Genomic DNA, 19,400 nt, shown 5'->3' with positions numbered 1-19,400 from the left:
TTTGTTTATGCTGTTCATTTACCACATCAATATTTAATCACACCCATCGCCTCTAAGATTGAGCTGATCAAAATACCAATAATACATAGCGGTGCAATGTATTTGACCATGATGATAAAGAGCTTTTCGCGTTTAAAAGGTGAAGACAACTTGACTTCATCGGTGATGATCTTTGTTTCCAGAACATGCCCAACAAGGATGCAGGTGAAAAAGGCACCAATCGGCATGAGAATAGAGTTCGTGATAAAATCAAAGAAATCCAGAAAGTTGAACCCAAAAATAAGCACCTCACTCCATACCCCTTGTCCCAATGAAGATGGTATCCCAATCAGAACTGCCAGCACCGCAACGATAAGCACGCCCTTCTTACGTTCCCACTTAAACTGATCACAGGCACTTGCTACTACCGCTTCCATCAGCGAAATGGAAGATGTCAGCGCGGCAAACAACACCAATAAAAAGAAGACGCCACCCATTACATTTCCAAAACCCATGGTTTCAAACACCTTGGGCAGCGTGACAAACATCAAGCCTGGTCCCTTGCTAAGGGCTGCGGGATCTCCTCCTGAAAAAGCAAAAACTGCTGGAATGATCATAAATCCGGCCAATATGGCAATACCTGCATCAAACATTTCGATTTGCTTAACCGAAACTTCCAGGTCTTCTTTTTTACTGAGGTATGAACCATAGGTGACCATAATTCCCATCGCCAGCGATAATGAGTAAAACATCTGTCCCATGGCCGCTAAAACGGCCTGAAAGCTGAAGTTTGCCAAATCCGGGTAAAGAAAGTACCATACCCCGTCCATGGCCCCAGGCTGCATAATCGAATAGACCGACAAAAAAACTGACATTACAATCAGTATCGGCATTAATATCTTACTGGCTTTCTCAATACCATCCTTAACTCCTCTGATCACCACGAAGGTGGTCGCCAGAACAAAAATTGATTGCCAGATAATCGGTTCAAAGGGTTTTGCGATATAGTTCGAAAAATAATCGGCACCGGTTGTTGCCATGCCACCCCCGGTTACAAAAACGGCAAAATATTTGATTACCCATCCCCCGATTACACTGTAATAGGGAAAAATCAGAAACGCTACCAATGAGGCAATAATCCCCACGAAACTAAACCGTTTATCGAGTGCTCGATAGGCTCCCATGGGGCTAAGCTGAGTTTTTCGACCAATCGCCAATTCTGCTGTCATAATTGCAAACCCCAGAGTTACCACAAAAATCAGGTAAATTACCAGAAAGAGTCCTCCACCATATTTAGCCGCTAAATAGGGAAATCGCCAGATATTTCCCAGCCCCACTGCCGATCCGGCCGCTGCCAATACAAACCCGATTTTACTTGAAAACTCACTGCGTTTATTCACACCATTTCCTCCACTTGTTTCTGTTTTAATTTATTTCATCCAAATTTTTCCTCAATCGTTTTACAATCGATTCCAAATTAATCCGCACCTTTACTATTTTAACCGTTTTAATATTTTTTTCCACTACTATTTTTTTTATTGAACAAATGCTGTTTATGACTTTGAGCCTATTTTGTTAAAAATGACCACTAACGTGGATACGCTTTAACTGTCTTGGGTATTCATATCTGCTCTCTTTGCCGCTTTTGTGATTGCCCACTAAACAAAAAGCAACCGCTGAAAATGCGATTGCTTTTATTATTGTTTTTGATTATTCTTTATCTCTAGCTGATCTCACTAAGCGTCAGTCTATTGTCCCGACGGGACCTATTCACATCAATGATCCGCTGGTTTTTCGATCCTCTGAATTTAAGCATCAGGCTCTTCTTTTTTACTTCAAACTTTCCATCAACCAGCAGATCGGTGTTTTCCAGTAAGCGGAGCCGTCTGGCATCTTTTTTCTCTAATAGGGTTTCATAGGTGTACCCGGTATAAGTCATCACATGATACCCCAGTTCTTTTGATCGTTTGGCCAATTCACAAAAGGCCTCTGGTTGTTCAAAGGGTTCGCCACCACTTAGGGTAATGCCATCAAGTAGCGGGTTCTTTCTCATTTCATCGATGATAGCATCCACGTCCACCAGGTTACCCCCGTTAGAATCATGGGTCGCCGGGTTATGACAACCCTCACACTGGTGCGGACATCCCTGAGCAAAAACCACAAAGCGGATGCCTGGCCCATCGACAATGGATTCTTTGACCACTCCGGCGATTCTTACTTTTTTACTCATTGCAATTGCTCCATTGCTTCACCAGTAGCAATCTGCTCAGCAGCATTAAAATGTTTGATCCGATCTCTAACTTCCGCTTTTTTAGCATCGTTAAAACGGTCCAGAGTGCCCACCAGATAACCGGTGATTCGGCGAATGCGTTCAAATTTCTGCTCTCCTTCTGACCGACCGCAACTCGGGCAAACATCCCCGATAATTCCAGTATAGCCGCAAACCGGATCCCGGTCCACCGGATGGTTAATGGAACCATAGCCAATACCGGCTTCCTTCATCGCTCGGACCACCTTTTCAAAGGCCTCCAGATTATCCATCGGGTCGCCATCCATTTCCACATAGGTAATGTGCCCAGCATTGGTAAGCTCATGATAAGGTGCTTCCAGTCTGATTTTGTCGTAAGCACTGGTTCCATAGTAAACCGGGATGTGGAAAGAGTTGGTGTAGTATTCCCGGTCGGTTACACCCGGGATATCGCCAAAAATAGTTTTATCCAGCTTGACAAATCGTCCGGCGGTACCTTCTGCCGGCGTGCCCAGCAGGGTAAAGTTCATCTGATAGTGCTGGCTGGTTTCATCCATTCGCTTTCGCATGTGGCCCACAATTGCCAGCCCCAGTTCCTGGACTTCTTGCGCTTGCCCATGGTGCTTTCCGGTTAAAACGACAAGGCATTCCGCCAGTCCAATAAAGCCCATACTCAGGGTCCCATGTTTGAGCACTTCCCGGATTTCCATCTCTTCAGTAAGATCATCGGAATCAATCCAAACCCCCTGTCCCATCAAAAAGGGAAAATTTTTGACCTTTTTATGGGCCTGAATTTCAAATCGTTCCAGTAATTGATCAATAACCAAATCAATTTTTTTATCCAGCTCAATAAAAAACAGTTCTTTGTCTCCTTGACTATTTAAGGCAATACGGGGCAAATTAATGGTGGTGAAGCTCAGATTCCCGCGGCCATAGGTGATTTCCCGATTGGTATCATGGACATTTCCAATCACCCGGGTGCGGCAGCCCATATAGGCTATTTCTGTTTCCGGTTGACCTTCTTTGTAATACTTCAGGTTGTAGGGTGCATCCAGAAAGGAGAAATTGGGAAACAATCGCTTGGCACTAACCCGGCAGGCCAATTTGAACAAATCATAATTGGGGTCCCAGGGATTATAGTTCACCCCTTCTTTGACCTTAAAAATATGAATCGGAAAGATCGGCGTCTCCCCATTGCCCAGACCAGCCTCAGTAGCCAGCAACAGGTTTTTTATCACCAACCGCCCTTCGGTAGAACTATCCATACCATAATTAATCGAACTAAAGGGGATTTGGGCCCCGGCTCGGCTGTGCATCGTGTTCAGGTTATGGACAAACGCTTCCATTGACTGATAGACACTACGGTCGATTTCCCGCTCGGCATTTTCCATTGCAAAGCCTTGCACCCGGTTAATGACATTGGCGTCAACAATCCATTGGGCCAGGCTCCGGGCTTCTGCTTCTTGATAACCTTTGGGTTGATTTAATTCGGGTCTTAACCCCAGTTTCTTTTCGATGTCCGTGCCGATGGCTTTAACCTTTGCTAAGGCATTCTTTGTCTCTGTTAATAAGGTTAAGGCCTTGGCAAGGTTCTCCTGATAAAGCCGGACAAAGGTTTTTTTTACCCCCGGAACCATGGCATAGTCAAAATTGGGAATGCTCTGTCCGCCATGCTGATCATTCTGGTTCGACTGGATGGCAATGCAGGCCAGAGCCGAATAGCTTTGAATATCATTGGGTTCGCGCAGATGTCCATGGCCAGTAGAAAAACCATTTTTAAACAGCTTTTCCAAATCAATCTGAGTGCAGGTCGTCGTCAGGGTTAGAAAGTCCATATCATGAATGTGGATTTCACCGGCTTTATGAGCGGCTGAATGCTCTGGATTCAAGACAAACATTTCATAAAACTGCTTGGCGCCCTCTGACCCGTACTTCAGCATCGTGCCCATAGCGGTGTCCCCGTCAATATTGGCATTTTCTCGTTTTACATCATTATCCTTAGCGTCCTTGAAGGTCAGGTCTTCATATATTTTCATCAGCCGGGTATCCATCTCCCGAATTCGGGTTCGTTCAGCCCGGTATAGAATATACTCCTTGGCCGTTTTGGCGTGTCCGGTTTCAATCAGGATTTTTTCCACCGCATCCTGAATTTCTTCCACTGTTGGCGCATTCGTATTCATTTCCTGCTCAATATAAATGGTAACCCGCTCGGCCAGATCCATGGCCGTCTGATAATTCTGGCCGCCGATTTCACTGGCTGCCTTGAAAATAGCGTTGGCAATTTTTTCAATGTTAAACGGGGCTTCTCGTCCGTCTCTTTTTCTAATTTTTGTAATCATTCTGGTCGTTTCCTTCTTTCCTGCTAGTCTTTTTGTTGTTTTAGGCATGCAAAAACCCCTCAACGGCGTGGTCAAGAGGCATAATGATACATTGAACACCCTCTATCACGCGTAGAGTCTGGTGCATTTAATAACGGCGGGTAATCTGACTCCGGTTTGAACGTTCAGAAACAAACAGCTTAACCTGTTTATTTTCTTTTAACATCTCACCATTACAGCGGCGGGACCGTGCAGGATTCACACCTGCTTCCCCCAAACTGCACCTGTTGGCACAGCACCATTATCTCCTTATTTTGTTGTTTGTATTTTATCACATACAAGATGTAGTGTCAAACTGATTTATAATGCAAACGTTAATCACTATTTCAATCAAGTAACATCATCCCTATCGTGAACTTTTTCGCTTGTTTATGATAACATAAATTTAAAAATTTCTACCGTTAAATTTTTTGCAAACCCTTTCAAATTTTGCTAGTCTTAACTTTCTTCAGAAATATATATATTCGGCTGATAAGTATTGACAGACAAAAATAGGTAAGGTATTATCTATTAAGGTAAGGTCTTACCTTAATAGAAGCGAGGAGGTTATATTTTGGACCATATCGACTCAATGACCGATCAAAAATTTATCTTTGGCAGTGTTCAAGTCGTTGCCAACCAGATGACCACCCAACTGGAGCGGGAACTAAGAGAATACAATCTAACAACCAAGCAGTGGCTGCTCACGATTGTCGTTGCGAATACCTTTGATCATAACCCCACCATCAAAGAAGTCGCCAAAGGAATGGGCAGTTCTCATCAGAACGTCAAGCAGGTAGCTCTGAAGTTAGAACAAAAAGGCTTCATTGTTATGGAAAAAGACCCTCAAGATGCCCGAATCACCCGGATCAAACTAACCGACGCCGTCGATTCTTTCGGTAACGAAAGTCAGGCGAAAGCAGTGATTTTTACTGAAAAATTATTTAACGGCATCTCGGCAGAGGAGCTGGCTATGACTCGGTCAACCCTTGCAAAGATACTGACAAACCTGGAAAAGATGGATCAAGAATCAAGATAACAGGAGGAAAATACGTGAAAAAAGCAATGATTATTATTCTGGGCGTATTGGTACTAGTAGGTGCCGGCGGATTTTTTTATCTCACCAGCGGCCTGGAATCCGGGGAAAACCTGGCAATCAATCCGGTGGATCTACAAAAAATTGAAGATGGCACCTATGCCGGTGTTTACGAATCTGGACGTTGGACCAATGAGGTTGCCGTCAGTGTGGCCAATCATCAGATTACATCAATTGATGTGGTCAAATCCGTCACCATGGAATCTCCAGATGTGACCAGTACGATTATCAACCAAGTCATTAAAATACAAAATACCACTGTCGATACAGTCAGCGGTGCCACGGTTACCAGCAAAGCCTATCTCAAATCCATTGAAAATGCCTTAACTCAATAAGATGCAAAGAAAGGAAATGCCCATGAAAACCATGATACTTTATGCCAGTAAATATGGCTTTACCGCGGACTGCGTCGCAGAACTAAAAAAGAACTTAAACGGAGAAACCCGACTCGTCAATATCAATTCCGATAAAATTCCCGCTCTGGACGACTACGATACAGTCTTAATCGGCGGTTCTATTTACATTGGACAGATTGACAAGAAAATAAAGAAATACTGTCTTTCACATTTAGATGAACTGAAAAACAAAACTCTGGGCTTTTTTATCTCCTGTGGTTCGGCTGAAACAATTGATACTTATTTTAAAGACTCTTTTACCGACATTCTGCTCGAAAAAGCCCTTACTCTCGATAATTTTGGTGGCGAAATGAGACCGGATAAAATGAAGTTTTTTCATAAGTTCGTGTCAAACATGGTCGAGAAGTCTGCCCAAAAGGATAACACGTCTCCGATGAAGCCGTTGCCCGAAAGCATTCTTCGGATGGCAAATACGATCAATACTCATTCCTGACCGCCACTATCTTCAACTGGCTCGATTGTATCCAGCAGTAGCTTCATAGCCGCCACAAACTGAGAATAGAAATTGATGATTTCTTTTTCTGCCCCGCTTTCAAGTGCTTTCTGGAAGTCTTTGGCGATTTCAAACAGTTGTTTGGCACCAATGCTTCCAGAACTGCTTTTAACCTTATGAACGATCTGGGCTGCCTCCTGAAAGCTTTCAGCTTTGATGGCAAAATCCAGATTTGCTATCACTTCCTGATTTTCATTGAAATAGGCTTTTAAAACACGCTCATAAAGTACCGCGTTGTCTCCCATGTATCGGAGTCCTTCTTCCCGGTCAAGCACCGGGGCATCCGCCACTTTTCGGCTGTTTTGTTCGATGCTCTGGCTGTTAGCTTCTTTAATTCTGTTTTCTTTGCCCTTTATTTCAGCGCTTGCAATTTTTCGGATGGTTTCCACAAATTTTTCGGGATTAAAGGGTTTACTGATATAGTGATGAATACCATAAGATTCGCATTTTTCCTTAACCCTCTCAATCACATCAGCCGTTATGGCCACAATCGGAATCTCAACCGAAAGTTCCCTGATTTGCTGGGCTGCTTCATAACCGTTAAGTACTGGCATATGCAGATCCATTAGAATTAAATCAATCTCTGTGCGATGTACCTTAAACAGATCAATCCCTTCTTGCCCGTCATTACCCAACCAGACCCGGAATCCCGCCGGCTCCAGTAATGATTTTGCAATAAGCTGATTGGTTTTATTGTCTTCTACTACCAGAATACCATAATTATTTTCAAGGCTATCCTTATCTTCCTGTTTAAATACCTGATTGGCGACAATGGCTTTGGTTCTGAAAATTTCCAGAATACCATTGTATAAAACTGATGGGATAATCGGCTTTCCGATACCGATATCCACCCCCTGGCTATCCAGTTTATCAAACAAGTCTTCCCGCATCATTGGCAACAGCATAATAACCCTGGGCTTTTTCAAGATTTTCCTGTTGTCCTGAATCATTTCCACAAACTTGAACCCACCGCCGGCAGGGGTATCATAATCCAGAATCAGCAGATCAAAGGGCTCTGAAAACTTACCATTTTCCAACTCCAGCATATTGACGGCACTGGCCGGAGAAGTTGTCAGTTCACAATGCATCCCAAAGGCGCCTAAGTAACTGTCAATTATATTCATATTTGCGCCGGTCTTTTCCAGTACCAGCGTTTTAATGTCATTGAAATACAAGGATGAGACCTGTTGTTCATATTCCTGCTCTTTTATCTGATCTTTTTCCAATGATAATTCAACGATAAACGTTGAACCTTCGCCCTCTGTACTGTAAACCGCGATCTCTCCATTCATCATTTCCACCAGACTTTTAACAATCGAAAGGCCCAGCCCGGTACCACCAAAACGACGATTAATGCTGGCATCACCCTGGGCAAAGGGTTCGAAAAGGTTTTTTATCTGTTCATCAGACATGCCAATGCCGGTATCACTAACCGTAAAGGCGAGGTGGTAAAAATTGGATTCTCGCGCTACCAATCGGATATCAACCGCGACTTCCCCAGTCATTGTAAACTTGGTGGCATTGTTGATCAGGTTTAGTAAAATCTGTTCAATCCGTTTAGCATCGCCAAAATAACAGTTTGGTATTTTCGGATCCTTACTCAATTTAAAGCCAAGTTGTTGCTCTTCAATTTTATAAGAAACAATGTTAATCACATCCTGAATCACCAGATCCAGATTAAACGCAACACACTCCAATTCGATTTTTCCAGCTTCAATTTTTGAAAAATCAAGAATGTCATTAATGATACTGAGCATTGTATTGGCCGATTGGGTAATGCGATCTAAATATATCTTCTGGGTCAGGGTTACCTGCGTTTTCTTTACCAGATATGCCATACCGGTAATCGCATTAAGAGGGGTTCTGATTTCATGGGACATCCGTGCCAAAAAACTGGATTTGATATTATTGGCGGCCTCGGCTTCCAGTTTGGCCTGTTCCAGATCCGTCTGAATTTTTTTACGCTTTTCAATTTCTCTTCGCAGTCTCAAAATCCAGTAAATTGAGACCAGCCAGATTAGTATAATCACCCCGCTGATTATCAGGATCGCCTGATAAATGGGTCCGTAATCTGGTTCCACCGTGGCCCCAACCCACTTACTGTTAATGGCAATCCGCTCTTCCGGCGTAATGGTTGCCAGGGTTTTATCAATAATGCCAATCAGCACCGGCCAGTCATTACGCACGCTAAAATATAACCCCTGTTGTTGCTCGGCTTCAAAAGCAACGTATTTCAAATTGGTCAAACCGGTTGAATTAATAAGGTAGTTGGTGGTCGCCAGATTCCCCATAAAAGCCGTTTCTGTGCCGTTGGCAACGGCGGTTAGGGCCGCTTCGACGGAATCGTACAGGCTTAGATTAATCTGCGGGTACTCGGCCAGATAGCTGTGATGGGAGCTATTCTTTTGAACTGCCACCGTTTGCCGGTATAGATCTTCAATACTACTGATATTTTCGGTCGACTCTCTGATAACAATAACCCGTTTAAAATAATAATACGGTTCTGAAAATAAAAAATACTGTTCTCTGGCCGACGTTTTAGAAATCGCCGGAAGCATATCGACCTCACCATGAAGGGCTTTTTCATAAGCTTCGGTCCAGGTCAGCCCTTTAATCACTTGCATCTCTAAGCCTGTTTTTTCGCTGATTATTTCAAGATAATCTGAGGTAATACCCTGATAGGTGCCATCGTTATCAAAAAATTCAAAGGGCACAAACATCGGATCAACGCCCAGGCGGATCACCGGATGCTCCTCCATAAAGGCCAGCTCTTCTGCTGTCCAATCGATGCTATCATCACGGGCATAACAAAAAGAAGGGAAACCGATAATCAAGATAAGTAACATGATTAAGCGACCCAACCTTTTCATCACAATGTCTCCACTTCATGGATCTCCTGTATAAATTTACGGGAAATCTCAGCTACCTGCTCTTTAATTTCCAAAAATCCCACCACGATATCAGGATCAAAATGCTTGCCACTTTCGCTTATGATCAAATCAATGCTGTAGTCAAAATCATAAGCCGGTTTATAAATTCGTTTGCTGGTCAGGGCATCATAAACATCAATAATAGCCATCAGACGTCCCGGCAGAGGAATCGCACCCCCCAATAACCCATTGGGATAACCAGTTCCGTCATATTTTTCATGATGCGCACCGACAATTTCCATCGCCGTTTTGATAAAGCTGGGAACGTCTTCATCGCAATAGATTTCGTTTTGCAGCGCGTTGACTCCGTAGTTCACATGTTTTTTCATGATCGTAAACTCATCATCCGTGAGCCTTCCGGGTTTTAATAAAATATTATCGGGAATACCTACCTTGCCGATATCATGGAGAGGCGTGGTGGTTACCAGCTCCTTGACATAGGCTTCGGTAAGGATGTCTTTGTATTTATCCTTCGTTTTTAAATGGTCACAAAGAATTTTCATAATCAATTGGGTTCTGATCGTATGTCTGGATGATTCAACATTGCGAACTTCCAGTAGCCCAACCAGGGCCTGGATGGTAATATCCCGAGTCGCTGCCACCTCTCTGGTTTTCTTTAAAACCATGGCATCCAGCCGCTCATTATCCTGCTCAATCATTTTTTGAACCTGTTTTAATTTGATATGAATATTAATCCGAATCAGCAGCGACTGAATATTGAGTGGTTTTCTGATATAGTCAACCGCCCCTAATTCCAGACCTTTGACCTCATTGTCAATCTCGTCATAGTTTGTCAGAATAATGGTGCGGATCTTTCGAAACTCCGGATTTTCCTGCATTGCTTCTAGCACCTCAAAACCATTCATTCTGGGCATGTTTAAATCAAGAATCACCAGATCGATATCCGGGTTTTTTTCAATCAACGCCATGGCATCCAATCCATCACAGGCGGTCAGCGTATGATAATCCGCTAACATGGTGCTGATAATCAGCCGATCCGTGGTTGAATCATCCACAATCAATATCTTTGTGCTCATTGTTCCCCCCTAAGCTTTTTTTGATTGATTCCTTGATCACTATTTATTTCATTTTATCATAATGATGCTTGTTTTTTTCAGTTCAAACTAATATTCTTAATTTACCCCGTCTCCCCACGCTTAAACGGTGACTTAAAAAAGTTTCAAAATCCAATTAGATTTTGAAACTTTTTTAATGTGCTTTTATTATAAGGTAAGCGGATTAAAACACGCCCAAAGTACCACTTTTTAGTTATGCCTGTGATGATTTAAATTACCCAATCAAAGGCTGCCATGGACTGTTCCTTTGTTTCATGTCCAGAAAAATGGAGTTCTGGTGTTTTTATGCTAACCTTTGTCCCTTCCAGCACTGATTTTGTAATAAATACATTACTGCCAATGACAACCCCTTTTCCAACAACCGTCTCGCCCCCCAAAATGGAGGCCCCTGAGTAAACGGTCACCTCATCTTCCAGACAGGGATGGCGTCGCACCCCTCTTAATTTTTGTCCACCTCGGGTTGAGAGTGCCCCCAGGGTCACACCCTGATAAATTTTTACATGCTCACCAATAATGGCGGTTTCCCCAATAACCACACCAGTGCCATGATCAATGAAAAAATACTTGCCGATGGTGGCCCCGGGATGGATGTCAATACCAGTAATATTATGAGCGTATTCACTCATAATTCTGGGGATCAGTGGCACCGAGAGTTTGTAAAGTTCATGAGCGAGGCGGTGAATGCTGATAGCAAAAACGCCCGGATAACAAAACACAATTTCATCTTTACTCTTTGCAGCAGGATCTCCATCAAAGGCGGCAATCACATCGGTTGCCAGAAACTCCCGGATCTGAGGGATTTTGCTCATAAATTCGTAGCAGATTCTTTCCGCTTCCAGTCGATAATGTTCTTCATCCCGATTTTCTGCTCCCCCGGCCTGATGCTTAAGTGCCAGGGCAAACTGTTTGGTCAGACTTTCAATAATACAGACCAATAACTCTCCAATGTGGTAATCCTGTATTTCTCTGCGAAAATTAGTTCTACCAAAATAACTGGGGAAAACAAGCTGCCGCAAGGCTTTTGTTGTATCGATAATCACACTTCGGTTGGGTAAAAAGCCTAAATCATGGGGCGCTATATAACATTCCTTTTTATAACTCTCTGAAATACTGTCTACCAGGACGCCTATTTTTGTTTTATATTCGTTACTCATGACGTTACCTTCTCTTTTCTCTTATTTTTGTTCTTTTGAATCGATCATTAAACCAAATTAAGTTTCCTTAAAAATTTATCTTTATTATACTACAAAATCCATCTAAGTCTGGAAAAACAACAAGGATTAACCCCTTTAAATTCTAGGGGTTAATCCTCGGTTTTATTTCTTACCTGGTAGTTAGTACCTATATACCGCAGCAAGATCGCTTTGGGTTGGCATCTCTTCCTTTTCTAAAATCAACACCTCACCGCCCCGGCTCAGAACCACCTCAGCCATGTCATCGTAGACATCCCCGACTCGGGGGTTCTCAATTTTGCCCTGGACGATAGTGCCCTGATTGGGATCAAAAAGTCCCGGATGAACGGTGTTTTCCTCCAGGTATAGGGTGGCGACCCGACCTTCGGCAATGGCTCTACCAATTTGGACCAAATCATCGGACCCCAAGTCCTTGGCGTGAGCTTCGGTAAAAATGTCCATTCGTTCTTTTAATTCCTTTTTAAACAGTTCCTTCATCACGCTTTGGATTTTTTCTTGAAAACTCTTTTTATCCAGTGACACGCCATCAATTTTTATCCCGTGATCAATCAGATAATTATTCTTTGACAGCTTTCTGAATTCACCCTGATGTTCATCTAACCCCACCAGGATCAGTGGTATCTTATATGTATGGGAATACTGTTCTAGAATAAAGGCATCAACATAACGGAAAAATTTTTCCTGATCAACCTTCCGCTCATCTTTGGCACCGCCATGGCCATGATACATCGCTTGGTCTCCACCAATACTGGCCACGGAAAGATGAGGAGCGGTTTTTTCGGTTCCCAAAACCCCTTCCATGGTTGAGTCTTGTTCTGCCACCGGTATTTCATGGATTCCATAGCGATCAGCTTCATAGAGGATAAAATTATCCCGATTGAGTCCTAACACGTGATAATGACCATAAGATTGAAAACTCCTTAAGATCGGTTTTATATAATAGCTGTCTGACACAATTGCCAGGCTTTTTGTTTTTACTGGCAGCTTATAGACAATGCATTCTTCTTCATCACCCAGAATTGCCAAACTTTCAGTGGCACCTTCCCAGAACAATGCATCCTCCTCCATTTCTTTAAACAGCAAAAACAACTCTTTAAATCCTTTGAATTCCTTGTCTTTTAATGAAGCCTGGACTTCTTTGACGAGATTTTTAAAACGGATGGGATTTTCCAGACGATCCGGTTTCTTTATGTTTGTTTCCACATAGATGGAAATAACCGGCCTCTTTCCTTTTTCCATCATGGGATGGGGAAATTCTCTAATGATTTGATAGTTCATCTACAAATCCTCCTCTCTGATTTATAAAGTATTTACCCGTTTTTTTTACTAAATCACACTTTTTTTCATCGCTGCTAAATAAGCACGGCCCTTCCAAGTGATTATACGTCTCTTAAACCTTCTTAATTTTAAAGACTGTTATCCTTTCTCGATTTATTAAACACAAAAAAAGAAGGCGCGTTTTCCTCACCTTCTTTTTTTGTAATTATGTTTTAGCACGTCTTTTTTAAGCATTAACTCTAAGATTACAGTTTTTAGCTGAATTTTTATAAGTTCAGGAAATATTGCTCATCTAAAATAAATACTGGCGAGCCGTCCTTGGAACGCTTCCCTAAAAATAAACTTTCGTGAGATTGATGGGTCACCGAATCCAAGGTGGTTTCCCGATCTTCTTCAATCGGTTCGATAGCAAATACCTCATCTACAGTCAGTCCGATTTCTTTGCTACCTGTGGAATCTTCAAGAACAATGACAACTTCCCGTTTGGTATCTGAATATTCCCTACATAACGAATTAAAAAGGTTAATCATTTTTTTTAATTCGCGGTTTTTGGCTTTGTTAATGGTTTCCGAAGCTTTGTCATATTCGCCCTTATCAACAAGGTTTCGAACCTCAACCCCCACGGCATGTATTTGTTTATGTGGCGCGTCAAATTTTTTCAACAAATGATTTAAGGTCAGGTCATTCGTTTCAAAGTGATCATACCATTTGCCAAAGGCACAGGCATGCGGATCTGTGGTTAGCTTAAACTCACGCTTTTCCAAAACGGAGTTTTCCAGTTCATTAAGCCAGTTGATATGATCTTCCTTTCGGGTTTTCATTAGCATTTTTAATTTTGCAATTTCCTCTTCTACTGTCGGCAGACCGTAAAATTTCCGGGTATCAATAATTGGTACAATTCTCCCCCGTAAATTAACTGCTCCCTTCATGTAGTCGGACATACCTGGCATCCGAATTAAATTTTCGATAATAAAAATGGATTGAATGTACTGACTGGACACACCATAGACACTCTGTTCCAGATTAAAAAGCGCCCATGGGTATGTTGTTGTCTCTAATTCACTCATTGCAGGCCTCCCGATTTATATTGTGTTGATTAAATGTTTATTACAAACTCGTTAAACTCTATGTTAGTTAAACCTGCTTAAATAGTCAAGAAAAAAGATTGTTAATTTTAAGAAAAAAACACCGCTGTCGCTATTGCAAAATAATACCCTAACCCGACTTTGACAAACCCACCAAACAATGCTAAGATTGCCTTATTAAACTGAAAACGTTATATTGTTGCTATTATCCTGACCGAAAAGATTTTTCTGACCGGAAAGGTGCGAAATTGGCAAGTTTATTTGATTTAATATTTTTTATATTTTATTTTAATAAACATCCTAATGCTATTACGCTCTCTTTCCGTCCTTTTTTCGGAAAGAGAGTTTTTTTATCTTTGATTTTGTTGAAATGAGGAAAAAAATGCGAACAGAACACGATTTATTGGGCCAACGGGACGTGCCCGTTGATGCTTACTACGGCATCCATACCGTTCGGGCCCGGGAAAATTTTTCTATCACCGGCATTCCCATTCATAAAGAGTTAGTGGAAGCCCTGGTGGTGATCAAGAAAGCGGCAGCCCTTACCAATATTAGCATTGGTGCCCTGGATGCAAAAAAGGGCGAAGCCATCACGGCAGCCTGTGACGAGATCCTAGCCGGCGCGCTGCGAAGCCAGTTTGTCGTGGATTGTATGCAGGGGGGCGCCGGCACCTCTGCCAATATGAATGTCAACGAGGTGATTGCCAACCGGGCCATTGAGCGCCTGGGCGGACAAAAAGGAGATTATCATTTGATTCATCCCCTGGATCATGTCAATCTTCACCAATCCACCAATGATGTCTTTCCAACGGCGGTACGGATTGCCGCCATCCGACTGTTAAAGCCGGTGGCTGAATCCTTTGCCAACCTGCAATCAGCGCTCCAGGAAAAAGAAGAAGAATTCTCCCGGGTCATCAAAGCCGGACGGACTCAGCTTCAGGATGCGGTACCGGTAACCCTGGGCCAGGAGTTTGGCGCCTGGGCTCAGGCTATTTCCCGGGATCGCTGGCGACTTTACAAAGCCGAAGAACGACTCAGGCAGGTAAACATCGGTGGTACTGCCGTAGGCACCGGATTAAATGCGCCCCGTTCTTACATCTTTACGATGATTGAAAAACTCCGGGATCTCACCGGCATCAGCCTGGCCCGGACCGATTACATGATGGATCCGACCCAGAACTGCGATGTCTTTGTGGAAGTTTCCGGCCTGTTAAAAACCGCCGCCGTCAACCTGTCCAAAATTGCCAATGATCTGCGACTGCTTTCCTCGGGCCCTTACACCGGCATTGGTGAAATCACCTTACCCGCAGCGCAGGCCGGGTCTTCAATTATGCCGGGAAAGGTCAATCCGGTCATTCCTGAGGCTGTCAATCAGGTGGCCTTTCAGATTATCGCCAATGACACCGCGATTACTCTGGCCGCCATGTCGGGGCAATTAGAACTCAATGCCTTCCTGCCAGTGATTGCCAAAAATCTGTTTGAAGAACTTAATCTGCTCGATCACACCCTGCCGATCTTTATTAAACGCTGCATTGAGGGAATCACCGCCAACACGCAAACCTGTCGGGAAAATCTGGAAAACAGTACCGTGATGCTCACTGCCCTCACGCCCATTCTCGGGTATGACAAGGGCACCGAAGCGGCCCTGATATTAAAAGAAACGGGACAATCCATTCGCGATATTATCCTTGAAAAAAATTGGATGACCGCGGCTGAACTCGAGGCCCTTTTAAAACCGGAACGACTGACCTCACCCAGTACAGATAAAAAGCACTGATCGAAAGGAAATAAAAAGTTATGAATGTGAATAGCATGAATGAAACCCCCATGTCCAGCCGGATGGCGATTGGTCTTTTTGGCAAACGAAATGCTGGAAAGTCTTCGCTGATCAATGCCCTCACCGACCAATCGGTGGCGGTTATTTCGGATGTGGCCGGAACCACCACTGACCCGGTTTACAAAACCATGGAACTGCTGCCGATTGGCCCGGTCGTCTTTATTGACACCGCCGGTCTGGACGACACCGGAGAACTGGGGATGTTGCGAATTGAAAAAACCTACGAGGTGCTCAGGAAATGTCATTTTGCCATTGTGGTCGCTGATATTGAAACCGGCATTACTGAATTTGAAGAAGAATTTATTGACCAGTTAATTAAGCGAAAAATCCCCAGCGTTTTTGTGCTTAATAAAGCCGATAAGGGTTGTCCTGCTCCTGAAGAAATTGAAGCTTTGAAAAAAACACTTAAAATCCCCTTATCCTTTACCAGTGTTTATAATGGTAGCGGGATTAAAGCCGTTAAGCAAATGATCATCGACCACGCCAACTATGAAGATGTCGAACCAGCGCTGGTTGGGGATCTGATCGAATCCGGTGATATGGTGGTACTGGTTACCCCGATCGACAAATCCGCTCCCAAAGGCCGACTGATTCTGCCCCAGCAGCAAACCATCCGGGACATCCTTGAAAAAGATGCGGTGGCCATGATCACCAAGGAACACGAGCTAAAACACACCCTGGAAAACCTGGCTAAGCCTCCAGCTCTTGTCATCACTGATTCCCAGGCCTTTCTGAAGGTCTCGGCCGACACCCCAGCCGATATACCGCTGACCTCCTTTTCGATCCTGTTTGCCCGCCAAAAAACGGATCTGGCCGAAATGGTTAAGGGGATCAAACGGATTGAACAATTAGCCCCCGGGGATAAGGTGCTGATCGTCGAAGGCTGTACCCATCACCGCCAGGCCGATGATATTGGCAAGGTCAAAATCCCTCGCTGGATCCGCCAGATTACCGGCTGTGATATTGAATTTCACTGGGCTTCGGGCGCTCATTATCCCAAGGATATTGGCGAATATGCGGTTATTGTCCACTGCGGCGGCTGTATGCTCAACCGCCGGGAAATGCAGTACCGGGTTCACACCGCCAGAAATAAAGGGGTTCACATCACCAACTACGGGATGCTGATTGCCTATGTACAGGGCATCTTAAGCCGAGCTCTGGAGCCCTTCCCGGCCGCCAAACTGGCCTTGGAAGAAAATCAGTTAAACTGAATAAACCGACATCCTGATGCCTTAATCAGGATGTCGACCCATTTTGTCGCAGCACCGCTGCCATCTCATCTGCCGGCAATGGATGATAGTAATAGAAGCCCTGTATCGTGTCACACTGATTTTCTTTTAGAAAATTAACCTGTTCTTCGGTTTCAGCTCCTTCGGCAATTACATTTATTCCCAGATTTTTAGCCAGCTGGATAATTGTATTGACGATCGCCTGATCTTTTTCATTTCCGACGACGCCATCAATAAACTGCTTATCAATTTTCAGCTGGTCAACAGGCAGTCCTTTTAATCGGCTCAGAGATGAGTATTCGGTGCCGAAATCATCAATGGAAAGATATACCCCCAGCTTTTTTAGCTCGCTTAATATACAAATAACATAGCTGGATTTGTTGATGGCAATGTTTTCGGTCAGCTCCAATTCCAGATGCTTCGGTTTTAAATCGGCTTTTTTTAGTATCTTTTTAATCATGCCAATCAGCATCGGATTTCCAAATTGGCTAGCTGAGATATTAACAGCGATCCGTACCTGAGGCAGACCACTGTCCTGCCAAGCTTTATTTTGACTGCATGCTGTTTTTAACACCCATTCGCCAATGGGATTAATTAGCCCCGTTTGTTCGGCCAGAGGAATGATCACCTTGGGTAGAATTATCCCCAATTCAGGATGATTCCATCTCAGCAATGCCTCGACGGCGACGATCTTTCCGGTTTGCAAACAAACCTGTGGTTGATAGTAAACCTGCAATTCCTTATTTTCCAAAGCATGATACAAATTGCTGGTGAGCTTATTTCTTAACTTCACTTCTTCTTTAATCAGTAATGAACATAATACATAATTGTTTTTTCCCTTTTCTTTCGCCTTATACATGGCAATATCGGCATTTTTTATCAATTCTTCGGTCGTTTCTCCATCCTTCGGATAAATCGCAACACCGGCATTAGCAGAGATATAGAATTCCTGGCCATTGACGATAAAGGCATGCTTAAATAAACCGGTCATCCGGCTGGTTACCTTTACGACCTCCTTTTCGCGGGAAATATTACTTAGCATGATTAAAAATCCGTCTCCCTCAAAACGACAAACCGTATCGGTTTGCTTTATTGATCGGACCAACTTCTGACTAACCTGAACCAAAAGTTCACTGCTACCCTCATGGCCCATGATATCATTGACGGTTTTAAAGCTATCAATATCCAAATAGATGATTCCGATCATTTCTTCTGTTTTTTTGGCTATTTCAATTTGCTCTGCAACACGTTCGCCAAAGAGTAACCGGTTAGGCCTTCCCGTTAGCTGATCATAGTAGGCGAGATAGGCAATCTCTTTTTCTGACTCAATCTTTAACATCGCGTCAGCTAAAAGATTGGCGATAATTTCCAGTAGATCCTTATGCTTGTCGCTAATCGTTTTCTCTTCTTTATCGATATTAAAGGCCAAAAACCCCCGAACATCGCCCTTGTAGGCAATGGGGATGGCTATGGTCACATTGCTGCAATAGTGTAAATCCTGATCATCGTCATTTTTTTCTCCCGGCTTACTTTCTTTATCAAAACGATAAGCGACTTTATTGGCCAATATTTCACTAATCCAGTCCGGAGCATCCGCTACGGCCATATCCTGATGTTTTTTTTTGTGAGACCCAAGCCCTTCTCTTCGCCACTCACTCTTGCAGTTGAACCTTTTTTTATCCTCACTAAAAAAGCATCGGCAGGCCCGATCTACGTCAAAAATATCGCCGCTTTTAGCCAACCATTTATCGGTTATCACATCAAAATTTTCTTTATTAACATTCAAAAAATCGGTGGATACCTGGGCGACCATTTTTTGAATCTTAATTTGTTCAGTATTCTCTTTCAAACGCTTAACGTATAAATCGTTGACAAAAAAGGCGACCCAAATCCCGATGCCAAACAGACCGATTCTAACGATATGATCCTTGCTATCAATATTCACAATCACCTGGGGATTGATGATAAATACCAGAATCTGAGTTAAAAATATTGATACGGTAATCCCGACGATGGCAATACGATTATTAAATACAAGGGCAATCAAAATCAGGATAAAGGGAAATGCCCAGATCGTCATACTGGCTGAACTGATAAACCGGAGCGTGATCACCGGAATGACAGCTACCAGAATCGCCAGAATAATCTTATTCTGATACTTCTTCACTATCGCCATCCGTTGA

Annotated in this window: 14 protein-coding genes and 1 riboswitch; of the genes, 5 read left to right on the top strand and 9 right to left on the bottom strand. The window is 43.3% G+C overall.

All coding sequences use genetic code 11. From position 1 onward, the window contains the following. Positions 1-26: 26 nt before the first annotated feature. From DOZ58_RS13585 to DOZ58_RS13575, 3 genes are all read right to left on the bottom strand, one after another. Positions 27-1,379 carry a sodium-dependent transporter gene (locus DOZ58_RS13585; RefSeq protein ID WP_111888781.1) on the bottom strand — a complete coding sequence of 451 codons (1,353 nt, stop codon included), beginning with the start codon at positions 1,377-1,379 and terminating at the stop codon, positions 27-29. A gap of 323 nt (positions 1,380-1,702) precedes the next feature. After that, positions 1,703-2,209: an anaerobic ribonucleoside-triphosphate reductase activating protein gene (nrdG, locus tag DOZ58_RS13580; RefSeq protein ID WP_111888780.1), complete on the bottom strand. Its 507-nt coding sequence runs from the start codon at positions 2,207-2,209 to the stop codon at positions 1,703-1,705. Then, positions 2,206-4,566 (bottom strand): anaerobic ribonucleoside triphosphate reductase, encoded by a 2,361-nt coding sequence (locus DOZ58_RS13575; RefSeq protein WP_111889775.1) that lies wholly within the window; start codon positions 4,564-4,566, stop codon positions 2,206-2,208. Before DOZ58_RS13575 ends, nrdG begins: the two co-directional genes overlap by 4 nt. Before the next feature lie 117 nt (positions 4,567-4,683). Further along, a riboswitch (cobalamin riboswitch) is annotated at positions 4,684-4,863 on the bottom strand. Between the two features lie 295 nt (positions 4,864-5,158). On the opposite strand from DOZ58_RS13575, the gene DOZ58_RS13570 reads away from it, so the two are divergent. Genes DOZ58_RS13570 through DOZ58_RS13560 form a run of 3 tightly spaced genes read left to right on the top strand, consistent with a single transcriptional unit; the run spans position 5,159 to position 6,529 of the window. Beyond that, positions 5,159-5,623 (top strand): MarR family winged helix-turn-helix transcriptional regulator, encoded by a 465-nt coding sequence (locus tag DOZ58_RS13570; protein ID WP_111888779.1) that lies wholly within the window; start codon positions 5,159-5,161, stop codon positions 5,621-5,623. A 14-nt stretch (positions 5,624-5,637) separates the two neighbouring features. Continuing rightward, on the top strand, positions 5,638-6,015 hold the full coding sequence (locus DOZ58_RS13565; protein ID WP_111888778.1) for an FMN-binding protein: 378 nt from the start codon (positions 5,638-5,640) through the stop codon (positions 6,013-6,015). Positions 6,016-6,037: 22 nt separating this feature from the next. Beyond that, the gene (locus DOZ58_RS13560) at positions 6,038-6,529 is read left to right on the top strand and encodes a flavodoxin domain-containing protein (RefSeq protein ID WP_162624523.1); all 492 of its coding nucleotides are present in this window, start codon (positions 6,038-6,040) and stop codon (positions 6,527-6,529) included. Here DOZ58_RS13560 and DOZ58_RS13555 read toward each other — a convergent pair. From DOZ58_RS13555 to DOZ58_RS13535, 5 genes are all read right to left on the bottom strand, one after another. Then, on the bottom strand, positions 6,520-9,459 hold the full coding sequence (locus tag DOZ58_RS13555; RefSeq protein WP_242988511.1) for a response regulator: 2,940 nt from the start codon (positions 9,457-9,459) through the stop codon (positions 6,520-6,522). The genes DOZ58_RS13560 and DOZ58_RS13555 overlap by 10 nt on opposite strands. Then, entirely contained in the window at positions 9,459-10,556 is a 1,098-nt protein-coding gene (locus tag DOZ58_RS13550; RefSeq protein WP_111888775.1) for an HD domain-containing phosphohydrolase, read from the bottom strand. The genes DOZ58_RS13555 and DOZ58_RS13550 overlap by 1 nt, the downstream gene beginning before the upstream one ends. 248 nt (positions 10,557-10,804) lie before the next feature. Next, positions 10,805-11,749 (bottom strand): serine O-acetyltransferase, encoded by a 945-nt coding sequence (locus tag DOZ58_RS13545; protein ID WP_111888774.1) that lies wholly within the window; start codon positions 11,747-11,749, stop codon positions 10,805-10,807. A 180-nt stretch (positions 11,750-11,929) separates the two neighbouring features. Beyond that, positions 11,930-13,066 carry a hypothetical protein gene (locus DOZ58_RS13540; protein ID WP_111888773.1) on the bottom strand — a complete coding sequence of 379 codons (1,137 nt, stop codon included), beginning with the start codon at positions 13,064-13,066 and terminating at the stop codon, positions 11,930-11,932. Between the two features lie 266 nt (positions 13,067-13,332). Further along, the gene (locus DOZ58_RS13535; RefSeq protein WP_111888772.1) at positions 13,333-14,133 is read right to left on the bottom strand and encodes a chemotaxis protein CheW; all 801 of its coding nucleotides are present in this window, start codon (positions 14,131-14,133) and stop codon (positions 13,333-13,335) included. A gap of 400 nt (positions 14,134-14,533) precedes the next feature. Between DOZ58_RS13535 and DOZ58_RS13530 the strand changes: the two genes are divergently transcribed. Further along, a complete protein-coding gene (locus DOZ58_RS13530; RefSeq protein WP_111888771.1) occupies positions 14,534-15,928 on the top strand; it encodes an aspartate ammonia-lyase in 1,395 nt (464 codons plus the stop codon). A 20-nt stretch (positions 15,929-15,948) separates the two neighbouring features. Next, on the top strand, positions 15,949-17,199 hold the full coding sequence (hydF, locus tag DOZ58_RS13525; RefSeq protein ID WP_204355408.1) for a [FeFe] hydrogenase H-cluster maturation GTPase HydF: 1,251 nt from the start codon (positions 15,949-15,951) through the stop codon (positions 17,197-17,199). Between the two features lie 25 nt (positions 17,200-17,224). On the opposite strand, the gene DOZ58_RS19285 is transcribed toward hydF, so the two are convergent. Further along, entirely contained in the window at positions 17,225-19,297 is a 2,073-nt protein-coding gene (locus DOZ58_RS19285) for a putative bifunctional diguanylate cyclase/phosphodiesterase (protein WP_371414209.1), read from the bottom strand. Positions 19,298-19,400 lie beyond the last annotated feature (103 nt).

Origin of the sequence: Acetobacterium sp. KB-1, assembly GCF_003260995.1 — a bacterium.
GTDB lineage: Bacteria > Bacillota > Clostridia > Eubacteriales > Eubacteriaceae > Acetobacterium > Acetobacterium carbinolicum.
The sequence above is the reverse complement of the archived record's forward strand: the minus strand, read 5'-3'. Positions and strand labels throughout refer to the sequence as shown.

Coding starts and splice junctions, on each gene's coding strand:
- nrdG (WP_111888780.1), bottom strand. CDS start 2,209: ATGAGTAAAAAAGTAAGAATCGCCGGAGTGGTCAAAGAATCCATTGTC.
- DOZ58_RS13575 (WP_111889775.1), bottom strand. CDS start 4,566: ATGATTACAAAAATTAGAAAAAGAGACGGACGAGAAGCCCCGTTTAAC.
- DOZ58_RS13560 (WP_162624523.1), top strand. CDS start 6,038: ATGAAAACCATGATACTTTATGCCAGTAAATATGGCTTTACCGCGGAC.
- DOZ58_RS13555 (WP_242988511.1), bottom strand. CDS start 9,459: ATGAAAAGGTTGGGTCGCTTAATCATGTTACTTATCTTGATTATCGGT.
- DOZ58_RS13550 (WP_111888775.1), bottom strand. CDS start 10,556: ATGAGCACAAAGATATTGATTGTGGATGATTCAACCACGGATCGGCTG.
- DOZ58_RS13545 (WP_111888774.1), bottom strand. CDS start 11,749: ATGAGTAACGAATATAAAACAAAAATAGGCGTCCTGGTAGACAGTATT.
- DOZ58_RS13540 (WP_111888773.1), bottom strand. CDS start 13,066: ATGAACTATCAAATCATTAGAGAATTTCCCCATCCCATGATGGAAAAA.
- DOZ58_RS13535 (WP_111888772.1), bottom strand. CDS start 14,133: ATGAGTGAATTAGAGACAACAACATACCCATGGGCGCTTTTTAATCTG.
- DOZ58_RS13530 (WP_111888771.1), top strand. CDS start 14,534: ATGCGAACAGAACACGATTTATTGGGCCAACGGGACGTGCCCGTTGAT.
- hydF (WP_204355408.1), top strand. CDS start 15,949: ATGAATGTGAATAGCATGAATGAAACCCCCATGTCCAGCCGGATGGCG.
- DOZ58_RS19285 (WP_371414209.1), bottom strand. CDS start 19,297: ATGACGATCTGGGCATTTCCCTTTATCCTGATTTTGATTGCCCTTGTA.